We start from the raw sequence: 21,643 nt of genomic DNA on the forward strand, positions 1-21,643 counted from the left end.
AAAGATCGCGGCTGCCACGGTGCGCGCGCCTCGGCGACGGCAGCGCTCCAGACGCGCTAACTCGGCTGGCGCAGGAGTACTTCGAGTTAGGCGACTTGCTCCTGCTGGTTATCAATCGACCCGACATGTTCGACATCGTCGACTGGGACACCGAGACAGACGCCGACCGAGCTTTGATCCTCACGATCGAAAGAGGTCACGTCGAGGGAACCGTAGACACCAAATTGGATCCGGCGTGGATCCAGCACCTGTTGTGGGGCCTATTGATCTCGTCATGGGAGTTGACTCGACTCACACGAGCGCCGAAGCACCACGCGCTAGGCCAATGTATTTACACTCTGACCAAGGCGATTGCGCCATAGGTTGATTACGTGATTAGTTCGGACGCAAAGATTTTCGTCTGAAGGTGGCGAGCCGAGGTCTGAATCTCCCCAGCGTCAGCCCGGTAGGTTGCTACCGCGCCATGTTGGCGAAGCGTGACAGGTGCAGCTGGTGGGCGACGGTGACCGTCTTAGTCGGGCCGTTGCGGTGCTTGGCCAGAATGAAGTCGGCCTCTCCCCCACGCGGGTCGTCGCGCTCGAATGCATCCGGCCGGTTCAGCAGGATGACCATGTCGGCGTCCTGTTCCAATGATCCCGACTCACGAAGGTCCGACAACATCGGCTTCTTGTCGGTGCGCTGCTCCGGACCACGGTTCAGCTGGCTGATCGCCACCACCGGCACTTCGATCTCTTTGGCCAAAAGCTTGAGATGCCTTGAGAATTCGGACACCTCGATCTGGCGCGACTCGACCTTCTTTCCCGACGTCATCAGCTGCAGGTAGTCGACCACGACCAGCTTCAGGTCGGCCTTCTGCTTGAGCCGGCGCGCCTTGGCGCGGATCTCCATCATGGTCAGGTTCGGCGAGTCGTCGATATACAGTGGCGCCTCACTGATTTCGCTCATTCGTCGCGCCAACCGAGTCCAGTCGTCGTCGTTCATCCGGCCCGACCGCATGTCGGCGAGTTTGATTTTCGCCTCGGCCGACAACAGCCGCATCACGATTTCGGACTTGCTCATTTCCAGCGAGAAGATGACGCTGGCCATCCGGTTCTTGATCGAGCACGACCGCATGAAATCTAGACCCAGCGTGGAGTTATGCGTGGGGATCATCGCGTTACCCGCCAGGTACATGTGGCTATCGTTGTCCACTTCGACGCACCGCACGGGAACCGTCTCGATCGGGCGTACGTCCACAATGAAGCGTGATCCAGAGCGCTGGGCGCCAGTGGCTGCGCGACGCTCCTTGTGCGCTATGGCCTTTCGCTGCAATGCGAACACAATGTCGTCCGTGGAGAAAGTCAGGGTGTAGGCGGTGCTGGATGACTCGTTGCGGCCCCGCACGCGCTTGGTCGAGGTTTGGCAGCGATAGCCCAGGCTGACGACCAGCTCGGCGACATCACACGACAGCCGATGGTTAGTGACGCAGAATTGGACGGCCCCGCCGACCGTCACTGTTCCATCGGTGTCGAGCAGACCGGCGAGCAGTGCGCGCCGCTGCGTCTCGGAAGCCCGCAGGTATTCCGTCGGAATGTGCTTGTTACCAAGCACTCCGAGGGTACGCAGTCGCGCCTGCAATGTCCCCACAGCGCAGTGGCAGTTCTGGCACAACCGCAAGCCGCTCGACGGGCCCGCGCAGCGAGCGCAGGTTGGACTCGGTACCGGAGCAGAGACGAACCGGGCCCGGCCACCGCATGAGCGTCCACACGTTCGCACCTGACTGGTGTGGGGAATGAAATCCTTGCCGCACACCACACACTGTCGAGGGGTCTGCTCGACATCAGCCGGTACGCGCAGCTGATAGCGGTACCGGGCGGAGCTCGAGGGCACCGCCAGGAACCCGTCCGCTTCGATCCGCATGATCAGCTCTGGATCGGCCGTGGTGATCTGGGCTGAGGCACTGGTGCCGTCCCCCAGCCAGGCGCCGAGAGTGTATGCGGGAACTAATAATTCGCGATCCGGTAGGTCGAGTGCATGCGCGTTGACCACGCTGTGGTTCAGTCGCCGGTCTAGCGTGTCAAGGCGCACCGTTGCGGCGATCTCGGCCGTCGTTCGCACCGCCGCAAACGTGCGCTGATTCTTGGAGCGGTTGTAGCCCACCGCCGCGGCTTGCGCAGACTTGCGGGAGGCGCGCGTTTCGGTCAACCACTGATGTTCCGCGTCGGCGACGATCACTGTCCCGTCGGAGAACTCCACCTCGTAGCAGGGCCGGCCCAGCATTACCTCGGTGGCGGCCACCACCCGCGTCGGCTGCCCGTCGGCGCCAAGCAACTCATCACCAACCGCGACGTCGGCCATCGTCGTCCAGCCGGTCGGCGTGGGCAGCGGCGTGTCCAGGGCGAGCGCCTTGCCGACTCCAGGACGAGCCGCGACGATGATCATCTGTCCGGGATGCAGACCGTTGGTCACCTCGTCGAGTTCGGTAAAGCCGGTCGGCACGCCGCGGGAGATGCCTCCGTTGGAGGCGATGGCGTCGATCTCGTCCATCGTCGGCTGCAGCAGGTCCTCCAGCGGAACGAAATCCTCCGACAGCCGACGCTCGGCGACGTCGTAGATCTCGGCCTGTGCGCGGTCCACGATCTCGGCCACATCGGCACCCTCGGCGCCGGCATAGCCGTACTGCACGACCCTCGTTCCCGCCTCCACAAGCCGGCGCAGCAGTGCCTTCTCCGCCACGATGCCCGCGTAGTACCCGGCGTTGGCGGCGGTCGGCACAGTTGAGATCAGGGTGTGCAGATAAGGGGCCCCGCCGATCCGGCGCAGCAGCCCGCGGCGGTCCAGTTCGGCGGCCACCGTCACCGCGTCGGCGGGCTCCCCGCGCCCGTACAGGTCCAGGATCGCGTCGTAGACGTTCTGGTGTGCGGGGCGATAGAAGTCGCCGGGCCGCACCCGCTCCAGCACATCGGCGATCGCGTCCTTGCTCAGCAGCATCCCGCCCAGCACCGACTGCTCGGCGGCCAGATCCTGCGGTGGCTGACGGCTGAATTCCTCACTGGGCGGTGAAGCGTCCATGCCAGGAGCTAGGTCATCAACGACCGCCACGGGCTGGCGCCTCCCTCTGCAACATCATACGAACATACATTCGATCGCCGACACTCGCAGCGTAGGCCCGGACGCTCGCACACCCCTGAACCAAGCACCCGTAAGCCTCGCGCCGGGAAGACCGTAAACGTTGCTGGGCAGCTGTTGAAAGGGGCGCTGTTCATAAGGTTGTGCATCGTATGTGCATATCCATCGACACCTGTGTTGAGTGGGTTGTGGAGAACCTGTGGACTAAAACGCGGCGCTGCGACATCCCTGCTGATAAGGGTCGTACACAACGGGTGAATCGGTGTGGAGAAGAATCTCTTCGGCGTGTCGTCGCAGGTTACTGCGCCGGGCGTGTTGGCTTTCGGCCATATTTTCGCTGAGTTACGAGGGGGTTAAGTGACCCACTTGGCGACGTCACTGAAATAGTTCGCCAGCCGGACCCACGACGTCCATCCACAGCGCAATCTCGGCGCGCTGGCGGCACGACAAAATCCGGCGACCGCCGATTTAGGGCAGCCGCCGGATGTCGACAAACAGTGCTGAGTTAGCTATCCGCGACGACGTTGAGCGCAACGTCGACATTGATCTCGGGGTGCAGATGCACGGCGACCGAATGGGAGCCGACCGCCTTGATATGCGACTTGGGCAACCGAATAATGCGCTTGTCGAGATTTGGGCCGCCGGCCTTCTTGATTGCCGCCGCGACGTCACCGGCGGTCACCGAGCCGAACAGCTTCCCGGAATCGGCCGCCGTCTTCACCGGCAACGGAACCGGACCCAGCGCCTCGATCGCCGTCTTGATCTCGTTGGCGTGCCCCAAATCGCGGACGGCCTTGGTGTCGCGGGCACGTCGGATCTCGTCGGCCTGCTTCTGTGCACCGCGCGAGGCGAGGATCGCCAGGCCGCGCGGAAGAAGGAAGTTGCGGCCGTACCCGTCCTTGACCTCGACAGTCTCACCAACGGTGCCGAGATGGTCGACGTCGGCCGTCAGAATCAGCTTCATCGTTTTCGTACTTTCGGTTGGCGTCCGGCGGTTATCGCGCCGACGAAGTGAAGGGCAGCAGAGCCACCTCGCGGGCGTTCTTCACCGCGATCGCGATGTCGCGCTGGTGCTGCACGCAGTTACCGGTGACACGACGCGCCCGGATCTTGCCGCGCTCGCTGATATACGTGCGCAGCAGGGTGGTGTCTTTGTAGTCGATGGATTGGCCCTTCTTGGAGCAGAAGACGCATTTCCGTGTCTTGATCGGCTTTTCCGGAGCCGGGCGCCGTTTCGTGGACTTGGGCATGTGTTTCTTTCTTTCCGTTTGCTAGTGGTCTTGCGTGATTCAAATGTGGTTGACGTCAGAACGGAGGTTCTTCGTCGCCGCCGGCGAAGGAGCCCGATGCCGGGGCGCTGCCCCACGGGTCGTCAGCCGGTGCGCTACTCGGCTGTGCCGGGGGCGCCTGGCGGGATCCGCCGCTGCCGAAGCCTCCGCCTCCGCCTCCGCCTCCACTGCGGCTGGCCTTGTTGACCTTGGCGGTGGCGTACCGCAGCGAGGGCCCGATCTCGTCGACCTCAACCTCGAAGACGGTGCGCTTCTCACCTTCGCGCGTCTCGAAAGAGCGCTGCTTGAGCCGGCCGGTGACGATCACGCGCGATCCGCGGGTGAGGCTTTCCGCCACGTTCTCGGCGGCCTCGCGCCAGATGTTGCACCGCAGGAACAGTGCTTCACCGTCTTTCCATTCCGAACTCTGGCGGTCAAAGATCCGGGGTGTCGACGCCACGGTGAAGTTCGCGACGGCGGCACCCGACGGAGTGAACCGCAGTTCAGGGTCGGCGGTCAGGTTTCCGACAACGGTGATAGTGGTGTCACCAGCCACTGTGTCCTCCTGGGTCCGTCCTGGCTCTCGCCCGGGAACGGTAAACGGTCATGTGCATGTTCTCGCTGAGCCTACGCACCCACCCCGACTACGGGGAGCGTGCGCGCCAACCGAACTCAGTGCTTGTCGGTGCGCATCACCTTGGTGCGCAACACCGACTCGTTGAGGCTCAGCTGACGATCGAGTTCGGACACCGTGGCCGGCTCCGCCTTGAGGTCGACAACCACGTAGATGCCTTCGGCATGCTTGGCGATCTCGTAGGCCAGCCGGCGCTTACCCCAAATGTCCACCTTGTCGACGGATCCGCCGTCTTTGCGGACGACATTGAGAAACGTCTCTAGGGACGGGGCGACGGTGCGTTCGTCAAGTGTGGGGTCAAGGATGACCATGATTTCGTATGGACGCATAGGACCTCATCACCTCCTCTGGTCTAAGCGGCCACGGGCAGTCCGTGGCAGAAGGGTCGCCTGCGTCGGCAACCGCATCAGGCTACCGGACGACACAGCGGCCCGAGAAATCCATGCCACCCGGGTACTCGGCGATCAGTGCCCGGGCAGATCTGCCCGCGGCGCTCAGGCGATCAGCCGGTCGTAGGCGTCCAGCACCTCGGCGATGGTGATCACCGGACCGTGCGGATCCTTCGCGTTGTCGTCCCAGCGCCGCACCATGACCGCCTCGTCGGCGCCCGGATTTGCGCGGAAGTCGGCGATCTCTAGCTCGCTCATCCCGCCACCCTGCAGTTTGAGCGACGCGACCGAGGCGGGGCTGAGATGCGCGTGGTACCCCGGGTCGGTGGCGACCAGGTAACGCTTGGCCGGCACGTGCGCACCGATGATCCAGGCTGCGCGCTCACTGAAGTGCGTGCGTGCGAACTCGGCGCCGCACAGCTCGTGCGGAAGATCCGGCCATTGGGCAGCCGCCACTTTGGCCTTCCCGATGTCGTGCAATGTCGCCGCGAGCAACAACTCGTCGTCGGCACCGGCCTGTTTGGCGTACCACCCGGTCTGTAGTGCATGCGCGCGCTGGTCCACCACCTCACGGCCATAGGGCAGGCCGGCCAGCCCGTCGATGAGCATGGCCAACGTTTCACGGGTGAGGGTCACGGCGTCTCCTTACTCACCAATACCGAATGCACGACGGGCCAGCGCCCGGGTGCGACCAGCGCCAGGTCCGCGCGCCGGCCGGGCAACAGCCGGCCTCGGTCAGCCAGCCCCGCGACATCGGCCGGGCCCGACGTCACCAGCGCGACGGCGGCGGCCAGGCCGATCCCGGCGTCGTTGACGAGGGTGAATGCCGCGGCCAGCAGGCTCGACGGCAGGTAATCCGAAGCGATCGAGGTCACCAGGCCGCGTTCGATCAGCTCGCGGCCTGACGCGTTGCCGTTGTGCGAGGAACCGCGCAGCACGTTCGGCGCGCCAATCACCACCGGCAGCCCATGGTCACGCGCCGCTTGCGCGGCCGCCACCGTGGTCGGGAATTCGGCGACCGCACCGCCTCGGGCCATCAACTCGTCGACCTCGGCCCGCGACGTCGGGTCATGGCCGAGTAGCCGGATCCGCCCGGCTCGAGCGTGCTCGCCGAGCCAGCCCATCGCCTCCTCACGGACCCCGAGGCGCCCGCTGCGCTCGGCAATAAGGTCGTCGACGTGGCGCACCGCTTCCTCGACGGTCATTCCGCGCGAGCCCATCATGTAGCGCTCGTAATATGCGCGTTCGGCGTACTGGCCCTGCCCGGGAGTGTGGTCCTCATGCGAGACCAGCGGCCTGCCCACCGGGCTGGCGAGCCGTTCCTTAAGCGCCACAAGACCTTCTGGGCTACGAACATCGAGGCGGTACAGGATCCGGTGGTCCACTAGTCCCACGGTCCGCGCCTCGATGGCGTCGCAGCACAGCTCGGCGCCCTCAACGGTTCGCGGGGTGCCACGGCCCATGCTGTGCTCGAACCCGGCGCCGTGAAACACCGTCGTCACCCCGGCGGCCCGTAGCTTGCCCTCGAACGACAGCAGCGCGAACTCCATCGGCAACTCGGCACCTGGCCGCGGCAATCGCTCCTTCTCCAGCCCGTCGCTGTGGGTATCCACCAGACCCGGAATACACAGCAGGCCTTGACCGTCGACGTCGACCGACAGCCCCGGCCGGTGTGGTTCGACCGCCGCGATGACACCGCTGCGTACAGCCACCACCGCGTCGTCGATCACGCCGTTGGGCAGCACGGCGCAGACGTGACCGAGCACGTAGTCCGCCGGCGGCATCGCCAACGGCCAGTGCCGCACGGTCCGTTCGAACATCTCGATAGTCATGCCACTCCTTCGAAGATCTCGTTCACCGCACCGTCTTTCACCACGCGGCCGTCGCGCATCAGCACCACCCGAGATGCCAATCGCCGCATGGCGTCCAGATCGTGAAAGACCCCGAGCACCGCGACGTTCTGTGTCGTCAGCGCCCCAATCAATTCAAGTGCCGCTTCGCGATTAGCCGGGTCGAGCGCCGATACCGGCTCGTCGAGCAGCAGCAGCCGCGGCGGCCGTACCGTGCCGGCGGCCAGGTTCACCCGCTGACGCTCTCCGCCGGAGAGCACCGAGCAGTCCACGTCCCACAGCACTTCGTCGAGGTTGAGCCGTTGCAGCGCGTCTGCCGCCGCCTCGCGCGCCTCGGCGCGGTCGACACCGCGACGCCGGGCTGTGGCCGCTACGAACTCCAGCGGGCTGGTACGCGGCGGTGCGTTCAAAAACTGTGACACATAACCGAACTCGCGGCCCCGAACGCGTGCCATGGCCCGGTCCGGCAGCTTGGTCAACTCGATCTCTTCGTTCGCCGTAGTGCGCAACAGCACCGACCCCGAGTTCGGCAGATAGGTGCGGTGGACGCAACGCAGCAGGGAGGACTTGCCGGCCCCGCTCGGGCCGGCCAGCGCGACATGCTCGCCGGCCCGCACGTCGAGGTCGACGCCGCGCAGTGAGTGCACGACGCGCCCGTCGATGGTGTGCAGCGTGAACGATTTGTGCAGTCCCCGCACCGTCAGCACCGGTGGCACCGCGATCACCTCCTGGCCGCGGCAACGAGCCGCTGTGTGTAGGGCTGATGCGGGTCACAGAACAGCTGATCGGTCAGGCCTCGTTCGATCACCCTGCCCAGCTGCATGACAACGGCGCGGTCGGTCAGCGCCTCGATCACCGAGAAGTCGTGGCTGACAACGACTGCCGCGATATTGCGTTCAAACAGCAATCCCCGCAGCAGGTCGAGCACACCGGCGGCTACCGATGCGTCCAGCCCGGTGGTCGGCTCGTCCAGCAGCAATACCGGCGGTTCGGTCGCCAGCGCCTTGGCGATCTGCACGCGTTGCCGCATGCCGCCGGAGAACGTCCCCACCGGATCGTCCATCCGGGATAACGGAACCTCGACCCGCTCAAGGAGTTCGGCGGCTCGGTCGCGGATGTCATGGTAGCCGCGCCAACCCGCCGCGGTGAGCCGTTCTGCGACGTTACCGCCGGCACTGATCCGCAGGTCGAGACCATCGGCGGGGTTCTGGTGTACCGCCGCCATCGTGTCGACGCGCAGTCGGCGGCGCTGCGCGTCGGGCAGCAGGAGCAGGTCGGTAACACCGTCGTCGACAGTCGCCAGGTGCACCGAACCTGCTGTCGCGCTTTCGTTTCCGATGACGCACGCCAGTACGGTCGACTTCCCCGATCCGGATTCCCCAATCACACCCAGCGCCTCACCGGGTGCGACATCGAACGACACATCCCAGGCGGCCACAACCGCGCCGGTGTTCGGGCTGATCGCGGTGCCGTACTCGGGCCCGGTGCCATCGACCGCATACACACCGCCGGTGCCGTGCACCTTGCCGATCGAATCGACTCGCAGCATCCATTCGCGGCCGCCCACCCGCATTTCGCTGCGGTGCGTCGGGGTTGGCCTGGTAGTCAACCGTGCCGAGGCCCCGGCACGGCGCCGCGGATCGGGCAATAGGTGCAGCGGCGCACGCTTGCGATGTGCCGCGCGGTCGGCGTTCCCGGCGCGCACGCGGGCACACCACTCGGTATCGCTGCACACGAAACCGCCTGCGGCCCCTGCCTCTACCAGGAACACGTCGTCACTGCCACACAGCCTGCACCGCGCACCGGGTGAATACTCCACCTCGAATGGCACATCGTCGAACGTCAACGGGATCACGTCGGTGTGCGGCGGGACCGCGTAGATCCGCTTCTCGCGCCCGGCGCCGAACAGGTTGATCTGCTCGCTGCGATGCAGCCGCGGTACGTCCCAGCGCGGAATCGGCGTGGTAGCCATCACGTATCGCCCGGCCACCAGCACCGGATAGCCCGTGGTGCGGGTGATCATGCCATTACGGACGATGTCCTCATAAAGGCCCACCCACATTGCGGCGTAATCGTTTTCGGCGTGCATGCGCTGACACTCGGCGACCGATTTCTGCACCTTGCGCAGTGGCTCGGGCACCGGAACCTGATACACCAGCAGATCGCCCGCCGACAGGGCTTCCTCCGGGATGCGATGGCGGGTCTGGACCACGGTCGATTCCCGGGTGTCGGCCGACTCGGCGCATCCGGTGGTGGACGCGATCAGCCGGCGTAAGTTGGTGGCGTTGACGCCGCCGTCGTCGCCCTGGTCGATGACCTTGACGGTATCGCCGGCGCCGATCACCGCCAGCGTCACCTGCAGGCCGCCCGAACCCCAGCCGCGCGCAACCGGCATTTCCCGCGATCCGAACGGCACCTGATACCCCGGCACGCAGATCGCGGTCAGCGCGGCACGGCGGATCTCGCGTTTGCCGCTTTCGTCCAGGATTTCCGGCGGCGCCTCGTAATCGCTTGATCCGGTAAGTAATTCGGTTGTCGTGGTCATTCGCACTCCTTTCCGGCCGGCTCGGGAACTCGCGCGCTTCGCGGTTCGCCTGCGGCCTGCAGCGCTTGTTTGCGTTCCACCATGGAGCGGAAGGTCACATAGTGCGGGAGTTTGAGGTGCTCCAGGAATCCGCCGGAGTCCAGCCCATCGGTGGTCATCAGCAGTAACTGTTCGAGCGGGCCGGACCGGCCGAACCGGCGGTTGGCGATGTCCAGGTTTGCCATTGCGATGGCCTTACGTTCGTTGTGCCCGAAGCACATTCCGTACCCGACGTCGAACCGGCTGCGGTCCTCCTCGGCACCATCAAGATCCTCGATGGCCTCGGCTTCGGTGATCCGGAACTCACCGACCGTCACCGGCTCGCCGGTATGTGGATGCGTGACCTCTAACGGCAACCGTCCGTGCCGCACCTCACCGAGAGTGACCTCGTGAATGTCACCGTCGGGGCCCAGGATCGACCGGTACCACAGCGCGACAAGTGCGCCGGTCTCAGCTCGCGCCATCGCCGCGAGCGCCGCCGAGCGCGGCGCTGGAGGCCGGGGCGGAACACGGCTGATGTCAAAGGGTTCCGGGTCGTCGCCGGTGCGATGGTCGACGATCAGACCGGCCTCGCGCAGCAGGTCGAGGAATCGCCGCGGGCTGCGCTGCTCCGCGGTGCGCGGCGACGTCGGAACCGGCTGCTCCTCGGCCGGCGGCGCGGGAGCGGTGCCCGACTTGTCCAACAGCCTGCGGGTGTAGTCGGTGGTGCGGCCCAGCAGTTGCGGCCCGTCAGGCTCGCGGAAGGCCGGCACGATGCGGCGCATGATCGTGATCCGGTCGGGGTCGACCGGCTCGCTGACCGCAAGACGGGGCAGCGTCGAGCGGTGCGCGCGCAGCAGGTGCGCAGCCTCCAGCGAGTCGCCTTCGGCCTGGCGAAGCGCGGCCGCCGCGGCGGCTTCGTCGAACAGACCCGCCTCGCCCATCACCCGGTCGACCGCGAGCCGGAAACGCGCGACGATCTGCTCGGTGCTTGCCCACGGAACCGGCGCGAAATCGCGCGCCCGGCGCACCAGATCCTCCGCGGCGAGAATGGCGTCCAATCCACCGCGCGCTCCTGAGTAGCCCACTAGTTCTCCTCGGTGATCGTCGTGGTGCGCGGCAGACCGACGACGCGCCCGTCGTCGGTCACCAGTAGGACGTCGATGCCGGCCGGGTGTGCGCCGACCGCCTCGGCGCGAGCGGCGACGAATCCGGCGGGCAGGCCCTGGGGCGCGAGGGTCGCGGTACCGCAAACGCCCGGACCCGACAGCGTCCACCGGCCGGGGCCACCGTGCACATCGCGCACGCCGAGTGCCACCAGTGCGGCGTCCTCGGGTGCCTGGACCGACCCGCGGGTGAAGCCGCGAACCTCGTCGGTGCTGACCGGTCTGACCGCAGCCACCAATCGCGCCATCTCGGCCGGCCAGGCCGGTGCCGCGGCCGCGGTGGCGATCGCGTCGGCCCAACGGTCATCGGGGTTCTCCAGAACGCACACCCCGGTGGTCGAGTCGGCCAGCGCGACGATCACAGCAACGGCCGGCGCCAGCACGCACAGCGGTTCGCTGGGCAGTGCCAACGGGGTTCCGGGCCGGGCCAGCGCCTCCAGCACCGCCCGAAAGACCTGCTGCGAGTCGGCCGAGCGCAGTGCGGTCACCCTCGACGCGGTCACCTCAAGTCCTCGAATTCGACGACGGTGGGGGCTAGCTCTGCCCATTCGCGGTGCTGCTGCTCGGCTTGGCGGGCGGCGACCGCGCAGCACAGCCGGTCGACTTCGGCGGCATGCGGCCGACCCGCCTCGACCTCGGCGTCGAGCACGGCGGCAGCCAGGACGGCGACCCGATCGTCGCCGACCCGCATCGCCCAGCCGCGGTGACCCGCCAGTTCCACCTCGGCGCGGCAGGCCAGCACGTCGCCGAGCAGAAACCGTTCACCCGCGACCGGCTCACGAATCTGCGTCGATACCAATCCGACCTCGGGTGCGACGAGTACACGCACATCGGCACCGTCGGCCAGACAGGCATCGGCCAGCACCCGCAGCTCCTCCATCTCGGCCTGGGCCAGCAACCCGCAGCGTCGCGCCCGGTTCAACGAATCACTCACGGTGTTCTCCCGATGTGGCGCCCACCGCGGTGGTGTCTTCGAGTTCGACCACCACCCGCACCGCGTCGGCGCGGGTCCATGCGCTGCTGCTCAAGAGCACGCAACCGTTCTCGGCGTCACGGCTGATGCTGTCGATCCGCCACACCGGGTCGCTGGCCTCGATGCCGAGGGACCGCAGCACATCGCGGGGCGGGATGTCCAAACTCGCGCGGCACCACGCCCGCACCGGCCGCAAACCACCGAGCTGGCACAGCACGATGTTCACCGACTCCACGCTCTGCAGCGCGACGTCCAGATTGGTCGCGGCCTCGACCGGGACCAGCTCCCGAGTGACCGAGGCCAGCAGGTCGTCGATGAAGAAGTGCCGCACGATCCGGTACATCGGGGTGCCCGCGGGCCAGCCCAGCTGATCCGACTCCTCGGCGGCCAGCCCGATCCGCTGCACCTCCTTGGTCTGCGAGCGCGGAGTGGCGCCGCTCGCGATCACCGTGGCATGCCAGGACGGCGGCTTGGTCCGCGAGATCACGTAGTCGATGCGCCGATTGACGAAGGTCCCCGCCCCCTGGATGCGGCGGACCAACAGTCGGCGCTCCAATTCCTGCAAAGCCGAGCGTGCCGCGGCGCGGCCGACACCGAACCGGTTGGCGAGTTCGGGCTCACTGGCCACCCGGGTGCCGGGCTTGCATGCGGCCAGCTCGCTGGCCAGCTGATCGGCAATGTCCATATACCGCGCTGAGGTCACGTCACCACGTTGGTTGGCAAGGTTGTCCGAACAACTTCGCCGTGGCCAACGTCGGCGCCCCTGCAGGTGAACATCGCGCACACTTGTTACCCGCCGCTCAGCTCACCTCGTGTCGCAGCCATACCGCCAGCGCTTCCACCGCCAGCACGGTGACGAACACCATCAGCAAGATCGTTGTGACCAAGCCGAATTCGAGGATCTGCGCACCGCTAAGGAGATCGAAGCCGATGCCACCGGCCCCGACGATGCCGAGCAGGGTAGCCGCGCGGATGTTCACATCGAGCTGGTAGAGCACGTGCCCGACGAAACTTGGTGCGGCCTGCGGCAGTGTTCCGGCGGCGAACACCTGCCAGCGACCCGCGCCCGTCGCGCGGACGGCCTGCTGGGGACCCGGATCGATTTCTTCCAGCGAATCGGCTACCAGTTTGCCCAGCAGCCCGATGCTGCCAACGGTCAACGCCAGCGTGCCCGCTACCGCACCGAGCCCGGTTATCACCACGAATACCACTGCCAGCACCAATTCCGGGATGCCGCGGATCACCACCACGAAGATCCGGAACATCTGGGCAACATGGGGATTCGGTGCGACATTGCGGGCAGCCAGGCAGCCGATGGGCAATGCCAGCACGGCGCCGATCACCGTGGCACCCAGCGCGATCTTGACCGTCACCCACAGATCGGACCACAGCTTTCCGAAGATGCCCGCGGTGTCCGGCGGCCAGAACAGTCCGGCATTCCTACCGATACTTTGCAATGAATCCAGGAAGTGGATCGGGTTGAGGTCCGCGCCCGCCGCGGCCATCAGCACCACCAGCACGGTCAGCGCGCCGTACCCGGCGCGGCGCAACCGCGGGGCCGTCCAGGGCTGGCTGACCTGATCGCCGGTGTGTAGCGGCGCGCCGCTACACACCGATCGCCCGTCGGTGTTGCGCAGCAACGCCCGCCGGATTGCTCCCGACATCAGCTCGACCAGGATGCACAGCACGAGAACGATTGCGGCCAGCGCCATCCCGCGCCGGTAGTCCAGTTGCTTGAATGCCGTGGCTATCGCGTAGCCAAGGCCGTTGACGCCGACGAAACCCAGCAGCACCGAGATCCGCAGATTGATGTCGAGGCGGTGCAGTGCGGTCGCCACGAACGCCGGCAGCACTTGCGGCAGCACGCCCGACATCAGCTGCTGCCCCGCACCCGCGCCGCTGGCGCGAATCGCCGCCCGGGGCCCCTCGTCGATGTGCTCGATCGCGTCGGCGTAGAGCTTGGCGACCATACCCACCGAATGCAGTCCCATCGCCAGCACGCCGGTCATCGCGCCGAGCCCGAAGATCCGGAAGAACACGATGGCCATCACCACATCGGGGATCGCCCGAACCATCACGATCAGGGTGCGCGCACCGAACCGGGCCCCGATACCGGGTGTGGTGTTGGCCGCGGCCAGGATCGCCAGCGGAACACTGATCAGCACGGATAACACCGTTGCCGATATGACGATCGCGAGCGTCTGACCGCACAGCTGCAACAGCTCGCCAACGGGCGGGAAGTCCAGCGGCAGCATGCGTCCCGCGAAATCCACCGCGTTACGAGCGCCCTCGAGGGAGGTCGCGGCATTGATCCGCAAGTCGGCAACAGCCCAGCAACCGACCAGCGCCAAGACTGCGATGGCCAGCCAGGCCGCCGTGCTCTTGGGCCGCGGCGGCCGCAGTGTGCGCTGAGTCCGCGAGACGGTTTCAGTGGTCACGCACGAGGTCACGCAGGGACGCCGGCGACGAGCAGCGGGTCCACATTCACGTTGGCGTACAGCGCCATCGCATCGTCGTGGTCGAGGTCCGCCACCGGCCGATCCAACACCACCTGCCCGGCCCGCAGCCCGATCACCCGGTCGCCCCAGTTCAGCGCGAGTGCAACCTGGTGCAGGCTGCACAGCACGGTGAGTCGCTCCTCGGTGCTGATCTCCCGGATCAGCTGCATCACCTGGGCGGCCGACTCCGGATCGAGCGACGCCACCGGCTCGTCGGCGAGCAGGATCTCCGGGCGCTGCATCAGCGCACGAGCCACCGCGACCCGCTGTTGCTGGCCGCCGGAGAGCGTGTCCGCACGTTGAAAAGCCCGGTCCAGCAAGCCAACCCGATCCAGATGGCCCAGCGCCTCGCGGCGCGTGTCCCGGGGGTAACTGAAGAGTCCGAGCCGGGGCCAGCGCAGCCGGCCCAACGCGCCGGTGCATACGTTCTCCAGCACGCTGAGGCTGCCAACCAGGTGGAAGTGCTGGAACACGAAGCCGACCCGCCGGCGCAGACGGCGAAGTTCGGCACCCGACGCACCGCCCACGTCCGTGCCCAGCACGGTGACCGTACCGGCGGATGGCCGCTGCAGACCGTCGACGTGGTGCAGCAGGGTGGATTTGCCCGACCCGGACAGCCCGAGCAGGACAGCTATCTCACCGGGCGCCACCGTCAGCGAGATATTGTCGAGCGCTCGGATCTCGGGTCCGAAACACTTTGTCACGCACTGTAATCGGACCGCCTCATCCGCAGTCACGATTGCTGTCCCGCGCACTGTTTGGCGTGGGTCGTTTGGCATACCTTGCGAACACTGTCGTAGAACGAGTTGTCCACCGTCGCATATCCCCAGCCGTTGACTTCACCGAGGTGCGCGCACGCCGGGGTGCAGATGCCGTTGGCGTTCATGTAGTCGACATTGGCGTTGCCGAACGCGTTGATGATCTTGGACTTGAGGTCGGGAGCAAGGTCGTCGCTAATCCCGATCGGCGAGCCGGGAATCAGATCGGACTTCCACACCACGTTCAGCTGGCCCGGCTTGAGCTGGCCCTTACCCGGCAACGTTGTGTCGATCATGCTTTCCTGAGCAAAGCCGGCGTCGCACTGGCCGTTGAGCACCGACAGGGCCGACGCATCGTGACCACCGGAAATCACCTGGGTGACATCCTTGTTCGGGTCGATGCCCGCGTTGATCAACGCCGCCGACGGGTACAGGTAGCCCGACGTCGAGTTCAGGTCGACGAAGCAGATCTTCTTGCCCCTGAAGTCGGCGATGCTGTTGATGCCGGTACCGGGCCGCGTGATGCCGTAGGAGTGGTAACCGGGAGGGGTGCCCTTGGCAACCGTCTCCGCGGCGATCGGGGTGACCTTGACCCCGCTGTTCTGCGCGGTGACCAACGAGAACGGGCCGTACTGGACGAAGTCGGCCTTGTCGGCGCGCTGCGCCTCGATGGCCGACGAGTAACTAGTGGCACTTTGGAACCGGATCGTCTTGCCGGTTGCCTTCTGCAGCAACGTGATCAGCGGCTGGTAGGCCTGTTGCAGGCTCTGCGCGTTCTCTGACGGGACGGCGGCGAAGACCAGCTCGCCGGGGTTGCGGCCGCCGGGCCCACCGCCGCTTCGGCCCGCGCTGGCGCTTTGACCACACGCCGCCAGCAACACCGTCGCCAGCACCGCGATCGCGGCCAGGCCGAGGGAGCCTCGAGGGCGAGCTAGCATCCGGATTCTCCTTTTCGCCAAGCAGCAGCAGAGCAGTCGTCCAGATGCTTCTGAAGGGCGGTGCAGGCGAGGGGACCAAATGGTTACCAGGGGACGAACTTCGGTTGTGAAGTAGCACCACTCGACCGCACGAGCGCCGAAGTGTGTGGCGTGGATTACTGCCGGTGGCGCTGGTATTCCTCGGCGCGGGCCTTGGTCGCCTCGTCGGCCTTGGCGAGCGCACCGGAATCGAACGGCGGCTGCGGGTCGTATTCGATCAGCAGCTGAGCGGCCTGCGCGGCCACCCGGTCGACGAGAAGCTCGGCCAGCCGCAAGCCCATGTCAATGCCGCTGGACACCCCCGCGGCGGTGATGATGCGCTCAGGTAGATGCTCGACGACCCGATCGGGCACGTAGCGTGCACCCATCTCGTTGAGCAGATCCACGGCCCGCCAATGCGTGGTCGCGGTCAACCCGTCGAGCAATCCCGCGGCTGCGAGCAACAGCGCACCCGTACACACCGAAGTGGTGAATGTCGTGGTCGGGTGTACCGCTTGTAGCCAACCCCGGATCGGCTCATCGTCAAGCAGCCGACGTGTGCCGATGCCGCCGGGCACCACCACCACGTCGGGGGCGCTGATCTCGTCGAAGCTGGCGTCGCAGGCGACGCCGAGCATGCCGTTGTCCGTGCGTACCTCACCGCGGCGGTGCCCGACGAATGTCACATCGATCGACGGAATGCGTTGCAGCGCTTCGTAAGGCCCAATGGCATCGAGTGCGGTGAAGCGTGGGAATAACGGGATTGCGACCAGCATTTACGCCTGCCTTGTTGCCGTCTCGAGTTCAATGTCGGTGTCGCGTGAGGGCGCCGGCCTTACCTGCCGTCGCGACCGGGCCGGACGCAGCCAGTCGGGCAGCCATCGCGGCGGCGCGTCGGGGGCGCGGTCGAACGGCCCGCCCGCCGGATCGTCCACGCGGCCGTCCCAGCGCACCAGATCTTCGTCGGGCCGGTAGATCTGGCGGATCACCAGCGCGCATAGCGCAACGACCGCGATGTCGCGCAGCAACACCGTCGTGGTGAAAAACTGTTCAGGTAGCGAACGATTCGGGTTGCCGTACAGGTAGTACATCCGCGGCACCCAGACCAGCGCATCGATCGTCATCCACGCCAGCAGCACCCGTCGATGCGGCAATGCCAGCACCGCCAGCGGCACCAACCACAGCGAGAACTGCGGGCTCCACACCTTGTTAGTCAACAGGAACGCAGCGACGACCAGAAACAACAGCTGCGTCAACCGGGGCCGCTGCGGCGCGGTGAAAGCGATGTAAGCGATTGCCGCACAACATGCGACGAACAACGCCGCGACGACGGCGTTGAGCACCGTGGGCGGCTCCCAGAAGCCTAGTTTCGGATCGAAGCCGTTCCAGCCGGTGAACGACTTGATGACGTTGTACACCGAGTCCATGTCGTCGCCGCGGCGGGCGTTGAGCCGGAAGAACTCCGACCATCCCCTCGGAAAGAGCACCAGCACAGGCAGATTCACCAGCACCCAGGTCAGCACGGCGGCTCCCGCCGTACGGACCAGCGCACCCAGGCGGCCCGTCCGGATGCCCAGCATCAGCATCGGACCCAGGAACAGCAGCGGATACAGCTTGGCCGCGGCGCCCAAGCCGATCAGCACACCGGCCAGCACCGGTTTACGCCGCGCCCAGGCCAGCAACCCGCCCATCGCGAATCCCGTTGCGAGCGCATCGAAATTGGTGAATATCTGAAAGATCAGCAGCGGCGAGGCGGCCACCAGCGCCGCGTCCCAGATGCGGCGACCGGACAGGCCCGCCGTCGCCCACACGGTCGCCGGCCAGGCCAGCGCCAGCCCGAACGCGGCGATGTCGAAGAACATCACCACCTCCGCGATCACCGGCAGCGCCGCCAGCTTGCTCATTGCGGTGTAGGTCTTGGCCAGGGCCATCGACACGTACTGGTAGACCCCGGTCAGCACCGGATACTCCATGTAGCGCACCGCGGGCTTGCCGTCGTAACGGGTCTGCGCGGCACCGCTGGAATCGGTCTCGACCCAGCTCGACTTGTACGGAAACCTGCCCTGGTTCAACAACTCCGCGCCATACAGCGGCACCGTGTCCGAGTAGCACAACTCGTAGTAGGCACGCTGGTTGTCCCAGTTGGCGACGCGCTGGTCCCCGGTTCCGGTACCGCTGCTCTGCAGACACGCCGCCTTCGTCGACCAGCCCAGCGCCATGAACACCAGGGCGATCATGAACATCACCCGCACCGGCGTCATCCACCGGGCACGGCCGACCAGCGCGTGCCGGCCCACCGGACCGCCGATGGCATCGGCGAACGCAGCGCCCAAAGAGTCGGTGTGGCTGGGGCAATCGCGGTTGTCCGCGCTGCGCAGATCGTCGGCCAGCGGCCGCGGGGAAATCGTGCCGCTGTCTTCCCCAGCGCCGGTCACGGTGGCGGTTGCCCGAATGGCGGCGCCGGCGACGGCGGTCCGAACTGTCCCGGCGGCGCTCCCGGCGGGGGCGGCGGTGCCACGGTGATCGTGGTGGGCGGTCCGACCGGGATGGTGATGCCCGGTGCCACCTCGATTGTCGGCTGGATGACGGTCTCCGACGGCGGCGGTGGCGGCGGTGGCGGTACGGGTACACCCGCGTAGCCGCCGATCTCGGTCGGCTTGGGGAAGGTTTCGTTGGAGGTGCCCTTCAGCGCGCCGTCCATCGTCGACTTCCAAATATCGGATGGCAGGCCCGAGCCGTAAACCTCTGCGCCCGAAGCGGTTACCAGAGGCACATTGTCCTGAACGGTCCCCACCCACACCGCCGTCGACAATGACGGGGTGTAGCCGACCATCCACACGTCCTTGTTGGCTTGGGTCTCGCCCAGCTGCACCGTGCCGGTCTTGGCCGCCGATGCCCGGCCACCCGCCAAGTTGTGGCCCCGCGAATAGGAGGCGATCGGCTGCATGGCGGCGGTGGTGTTGTCGGCGACCGCCTTGTCGATGCGTTGGTCGGCGCCCTTGTCGGAGTTGCCGGCGTCGAAAAGCACTTGGCCGTCGGCGTTGACGACCTTTTGCACCAGATGCGGCGGATGGTAGACGCCCGAAGCGGCCAGCGTGGCGTACGCCGAGGCCATGTCGACCGGCCGAGTTTGATACTGGCCCAGCACAATTCCGTTGTTGGGCGGCCCGCCCTTGCCATCCTCGGACAGCGTGTGCGGAACACCGGGGAAACTCTTGGCGATGCCGGCCTGGAATGCGGCGTCGGCGACGGCCTGGGGTCCGTTCTTGAGCTTGAGCATCAGCCGGTAGTAGGCGGTGTTCAGCGACATCTTGAGCGCCTCGGCGATATTGCAGGTGCCACAGTTCTCACCGTCGACGTTGGTGATTTTGATGCCGTCGACGGTCAGCGGCGAGCTGTCGACCTGGAAGCCCAGGCCGATGTTCTGCTCGAGTGCGGCAATCAACGCGAACACCTTGAACGACGATCCGGTCTGCAGCCCGGCCTGAGCGAAGTCGAAGCCGTTGGCGTCCGAGCCGCCGTAGTAAGCGCGGACGGCGCCGTTGTGCGGGTCGATGGACACCACCGCCGAGCGCATGTCGGGGTCTTGCCCGTCAAGGTATTTCGACACCGCCTTCTCGGCGGCCTGCTGGGCCTTCGGATCGATCGTGGTGGTGATCTGCAGGCCCTGGGTGTTCAGGGTCTGCTCGTCGATGTTGAACAGTTCCATCAGTTCTTTGGTGACCTGACGCTGGATCAGGCCATTGGGGCCGGTAGTCTGGTTCTGCGCCCGAGCCTGGTCGGGCGGGACGGTCTGGGGAAACGTCTGTGCCGCACGATCGTTCGCCGACAAGGCCTTGGTTTCGACCATCCCATCGAGCACCCAGTTCCAACGGGCCTCGGCGCCCTTGGGATCCACGGCGGGGTCCAGCGAGGACGGCCGGCGAATCAGCGCCGCCAACAGCGCGCCCTCGGAGACGCTCAGCTGGTCGACGGGCTTGTCGAAGTAGGCCTTGGACGCCGCCGAAATCCCGTAGGCACCGCGCCCGAAGTAGATGATGTTCAGGTAGGCCTGCAGCACTTCGTCTTTGGACCACTCCCCCGACATCTTGGTGGCGATGACGAGTTCCTTGGACTTGCGCAGCAGGCCAGCGAACCCGTGCTGCGCGGAGCCGACGAGCGCGTTCTTCACGTATTGCTGCGTGATCGTCGACCCGCCCTGCAGATCGCCGTTGCCGAACAAGTTGTTCTGCGCGGCACGCGCAAACCCGCTGAAGTCGAAACCCGGGTTCGAATAGAAGTTTCGGTCCTCGGCGGCGATGACGGCCTGGCGGACGTGCACCGGTACCTGGCTGATGTTGACGTCAATCCGATTGCCCTCGGGCGGAACGATTCTCGCGATCTCCGAACCGTCGCTGGCCAGGATGGTCGAGACCTGGTTGGTGCGGATGTTTCCGGGCTTGGGGATGTCGACGATGAAATACGCCATCGTGAACGTGACGATCGGCAACAGGATCAGCACGGCCGCGGTCAGGTAGGCCGCGCGCCGCACCCACCGCCAGTTGATCTGCTCGACCCAGCTCCAGTCCACCGCCGGTGCGGGAGCCCGGTGGCTCGGCACATCGGGGTCGCCGGCCGCACCGGCCCGTCGCGGTGGCGGCGGGGGTCCGTCGGGCGGCTGACCCGAGAGCGTGCGGTCGCGCCGCGGCGGGGTGCTCGAGCGGCCATCGAGGGCGGCCTTCACTTCTTCGATCGCGTCCCGGGGCTTGGCCACCGGGCCGTCCAGCGCCGCCCTGACCTGGTCGATGGGATCGGACTGCCGAGGAGCCCGATCATCGACGACCGGCGGCAGGATCGTCGTCAGCCGGTCGTCGGGAGGAACCCGGCGCCGAGTCCCGGCGTCGGCGCGGTGCGCCGGACGGTCGGAATCGTCCGGACGATCGGGGTTAGCGTCCTTGCCCATACGCTCAGTCGCGGGCCCATTCTTCGGGTCGTCGGACGACTGATCGTGGCGCCCTTCGTTATTCAATGGCCGTGCGGGCGCCGTTGCGTGCCGTCCGCGTGGACCGGGTCCCCTTAGGGGAAGGCGCCGGGCGTTCCGCGCCGAGCACATACGACTTGACTAGGTGATTCCAGCTGCAGGTTCGGCACACCTCGACCACGTGGACCGAGAACTCGGCGAACTTGGTCGTTAGCATGATCAGCTCTTCTGCCGTGCGGGCCGAACCCGACACCGGACCCAGGTGATCGCCGAACACCCACGACACCAGAGTGAGCTGCTCCTTTCGGCAGATCGGGCACATCACCTGGCTGGTTTTGCCGTGAAATTTCGCGGCGCGCAGCAAATAAGGGTTCGCATCACACACCTCGGACACACCCGTGCGGCCCGAGTACACCTCGGCCAGCAGCGAGCGCCGCCGAAGCGCGTAGTCCACCACTTGTCGCTGCAGTCGCACGTTCACCAGAGTACGTCGCCATCGGTGCCGCCGACACGCAACCAA

20 protein-coding genes are annotated in these 21,643 nt (G+C 66.4%); all 20 read right to left on the reverse strand.

The window, feature by feature from the left end; all coding sequences use genetic code 11:
* Window positions 1–453: 453 nt before the first annotated feature.
* Window positions 454–3,081 carry a replicative DNA helicase gene (gene dnaB / locus H7K34_RS24335; RefSeq protein ID WP_264064541.1) on the reverse strand — a complete coding sequence of 876 codons (2,628 nt, stop codon included), beginning with the start codon at window positions 3,079–3,081 and terminating at the stop codon, window positions 454–456.
* A gap of 532 nt (window positions 3,082–3,613) precedes the next feature.
* Window positions 3,614–4,072, reverse strand: coding sequence for a 50S ribosomal protein L9 (gene rplI / locus H7K34_RS24340; protein WP_264064542.1), 459 nt, complete (start codon window positions 4,070–4,072; stop codon window positions 3,614–3,616).
* Between the two features lie 31 nt (window positions 4,073–4,103).
* A complete protein-coding gene (rpsR, locus tag H7K34_RS24345) occupies window positions 4,104–4,358 on the reverse strand; it encodes a 30S ribosomal protein S18 (RefSeq protein WP_066819628.1) in 255 nt (84 codons plus the stop codon).
* 55 nt (window positions 4,359–4,413) lie between these two features.
* The gene (locus H7K34_RS24350; RefSeq protein ID WP_264064544.1) at window positions 4,414–4,932 is read right to left on the reverse strand and encodes a single-stranded DNA-binding protein; all 519 of its coding nucleotides are present in this window, start codon (window positions 4,930–4,932) and stop codon (window positions 4,414–4,416) included.
* A 116-nt stretch (window positions 4,933–5,048) separates the two neighbouring features.
* Window positions 5,049–5,339 (reverse strand): 30S ribosomal protein S6, encoded by a 291-nt coding sequence (rpsF, locus tag H7K34_RS24355; protein WP_061557737.1) that lies wholly within the window; start codon window positions 5,337–5,339, stop codon window positions 5,049–5,051.
* Window positions 5,340–5,504: 165 nt separating this feature from the next.
* Entirely contained in the window at window positions 5,505–6,035 is a 531-nt protein-coding gene (locus H7K34_RS24360; RefSeq protein ID WP_264064545.1) for an HD domain-containing protein, read from the reverse strand.
* The gene (locus H7K34_RS24365; protein WP_264064546.1) at window positions 6,032–7,231 is read right to left on the reverse strand and encodes an alpha-D-ribose 1-methylphosphonate 5-triphosphate diphosphatase; all 1,200 of its coding nucleotides are present in this window, start codon (window positions 7,229–7,231) and stop codon (window positions 6,032–6,034) included. The genes H7K34_RS24360 and H7K34_RS24365 overlap by 4 nt, the downstream gene beginning before the upstream one ends.
* The gene (locus H7K34_RS24370) at window positions 7,228–7,965 is read right to left on the reverse strand and encodes an ATP-binding cassette domain-containing protein (RefSeq protein ID WP_264064547.1); all 738 of its coding nucleotides are present in this window, start codon (window positions 7,963–7,965) and stop codon (window positions 7,228–7,230) included. Before H7K34_RS24370 ends, H7K34_RS24365 begins: the two co-directional genes overlap by 4 nt.
* Before the next feature lie 5 nt (window positions 7,966–7,970).
* The gene (locus H7K34_RS24375; RefSeq protein WP_264064548.1) at window positions 7,971–9,794 is read right to left on the reverse strand and encodes an alpha-D-ribose 1-methylphosphonate 5-phosphate C-P-lyase PhnJ; all 1,824 of its coding nucleotides are present in this window, start codon (window positions 9,792–9,794) and stop codon (window positions 7,971–7,973) included.
* A complete protein-coding gene (locus H7K34_RS24380) occupies window positions 9,791–10,900 on the reverse strand; it encodes a carbon-phosphorus lyase complex subunit PhnI (protein WP_264064549.1) in 1,110 nt (369 codons plus the stop codon). Before H7K34_RS24380 ends, H7K34_RS24375 begins: the two co-directional genes overlap by 4 nt.
* Window positions 10,900–11,481, reverse strand: coding sequence for a phosphonate C-P lyase system protein PhnH (gene phnH, locus H7K34_RS24385; RefSeq protein ID WP_264064550.1), 582 nt, complete (start codon window positions 11,479–11,481; stop codon window positions 10,900–10,902). Before phnH ends, H7K34_RS24380 begins: the two co-directional genes overlap by 1 nt.
* Window positions 11,478–11,912 carry a phosphonate C-P lyase system protein PhnG gene (locus H7K34_RS24390; protein WP_264064551.1) on the reverse strand — a complete coding sequence of 145 codons (435 nt, stop codon included), beginning with the start codon at window positions 11,910–11,912 and terminating at the stop codon, window positions 11,478–11,480. Before H7K34_RS24390 ends, phnH begins: the two co-directional genes overlap by 4 nt.
* A complete protein-coding gene (locus H7K34_RS24395; protein ID WP_264064552.1) occupies window positions 11,905–12,654 on the reverse strand; it encodes a GntR family transcriptional regulator in 750 nt (249 codons plus the stop codon). The genes H7K34_RS24390 and H7K34_RS24395 overlap by 8 nt, the downstream gene beginning before the upstream one ends.
* A gap of 97 nt (window positions 12,655–12,751) precedes the next feature.
* Window positions 12,752–14,389, reverse strand: coding sequence for a phosphonate ABC transporter, permease protein PhnE (gene phnE, locus H7K34_RS24400; protein WP_264064553.1), 1,638 nt, complete (start codon window positions 14,387–14,389; stop codon window positions 12,752–12,754).
* Between the two features lie 8 nt (window positions 14,390–14,397).
* Window positions 14,398–15,228 carry a phosphonate ABC transporter ATP-binding protein gene (gene phnC / locus H7K34_RS24405; RefSeq protein ID WP_264064554.1) on the reverse strand — a complete coding sequence of 277 codons (831 nt, stop codon included), beginning with the start codon at window positions 15,226–15,228 and terminating at the stop codon, window positions 14,398–14,400.
* On the reverse strand, window positions 15,183–16,145 hold the full coding sequence (locus H7K34_RS24410; protein ID WP_264064555.1) for a phosphate/phosphite/phosphonate ABC transporter substrate-binding protein: 963 nt from the start codon (window positions 16,143–16,145) through the stop codon (window positions 15,183–15,185). The genes phnC and H7K34_RS24410 overlap by 46 nt, the downstream gene beginning before the upstream one ends.
* 155 nt (window positions 16,146–16,300) lie before the next feature.
* Window positions 16,301–16,939 (reverse strand): DJ-1/PfpI family protein, encoded by a 639-nt coding sequence (locus tag H7K34_RS24415; protein ID WP_264064556.1) that lies wholly within the window; start codon window positions 16,937–16,939, stop codon window positions 16,301–16,303.
* Window positions 16,940–18,598: a glycosyltransferase family 87 protein gene (locus H7K34_RS24420; RefSeq protein ID WP_264064557.1), complete on the reverse strand. Its 1,659-nt coding sequence runs from the start codon at window positions 18,596–18,598 to the stop codon at window positions 16,940–16,942.
* Window positions 18,595–21,171, reverse strand: a complete 2,577-nt coding sequence (locus H7K34_RS24425; RefSeq protein WP_372510849.1) for a transglycosylase domain-containing protein — start codon at window positions 21,169–21,171, stop codon at window positions 18,595–18,597. Before H7K34_RS24425 ends, H7K34_RS24420 begins: the two co-directional genes overlap by 4 nt.
* The gene (locus tag H7K34_RS24430; RefSeq protein WP_108922223.1) at window positions 21,164–21,598 is read right to left on the reverse strand and encodes a DUF5318 domain-containing protein; all 435 of its coding nucleotides are present in this window, start codon (window positions 21,596–21,598) and stop codon (window positions 21,164–21,166) included. The genes H7K34_RS24425 and H7K34_RS24430 overlap by 8 nt, the downstream gene beginning before the upstream one ends.
* Between the last annotated feature and the right edge of the window lie 45 nt (window positions 21,599–21,643).

It is taken from the genome of Mycobacterium montefiorense, from assembly GCF_025823255.1.
GTDB lineage: Bacteria > Actinomycetota > Actinomycetes > Mycobacteriales > Mycobacteriaceae > Mycobacterium > Mycobacterium montefiorense.

Coding starts and splice junctions, on each gene's coding strand:
- H7K34_RS24415 (WP_264064556.1), bottom strand. CDS start 16,939: ATGCTGGTCGCAATCCCGTTATTCCCACGCTTCACCGCACTCGATGCC.
- phnC (WP_264064554.1), bottom strand. CDS start 15,228: ATGCCAAACGACCCACGCCAAACAGTGCGCGGGACAGCAATCGTGACT.
- rpsR (WP_066819628.1), bottom strand. CDS start 4,358: ATGCCCAAGTCCACGAAACGGCGCCCGGCTCCGGAAAAGCCGATCAAG.
- rpsF (WP_061557737.1), bottom strand. CDS start 5,339: ATGCGTCCATACGAAATCATGGTCATCCTTGACCCCACACTTGACGAA.
- H7K34_RS24410 (WP_264064555.1), bottom strand. CDS start 16,145: ATGCTAGCTCGCCCTCGAGGCTCCCTCGGCCTGGCCGCGATCGCGGTG.
- rplI (WP_264064542.1), bottom strand. CDS start 4,072: ATGAAGCTGATTCTGACGGCCGACGTCGACCATCTCGGCACCGTTGGT.
- H7K34_RS24365 (WP_264064546.1), bottom strand. CDS start 7,231: ATGACTATCGAGATGTTCGAACGGACCGTGCGGCACTGGCCGTTGGCG.
- H7K34_RS24375 (WP_264064548.1), bottom strand. CDS start 9,794: ATGACCACGACAACCGAATTACTTACCGGATCAAGCGATTACGAGGCG.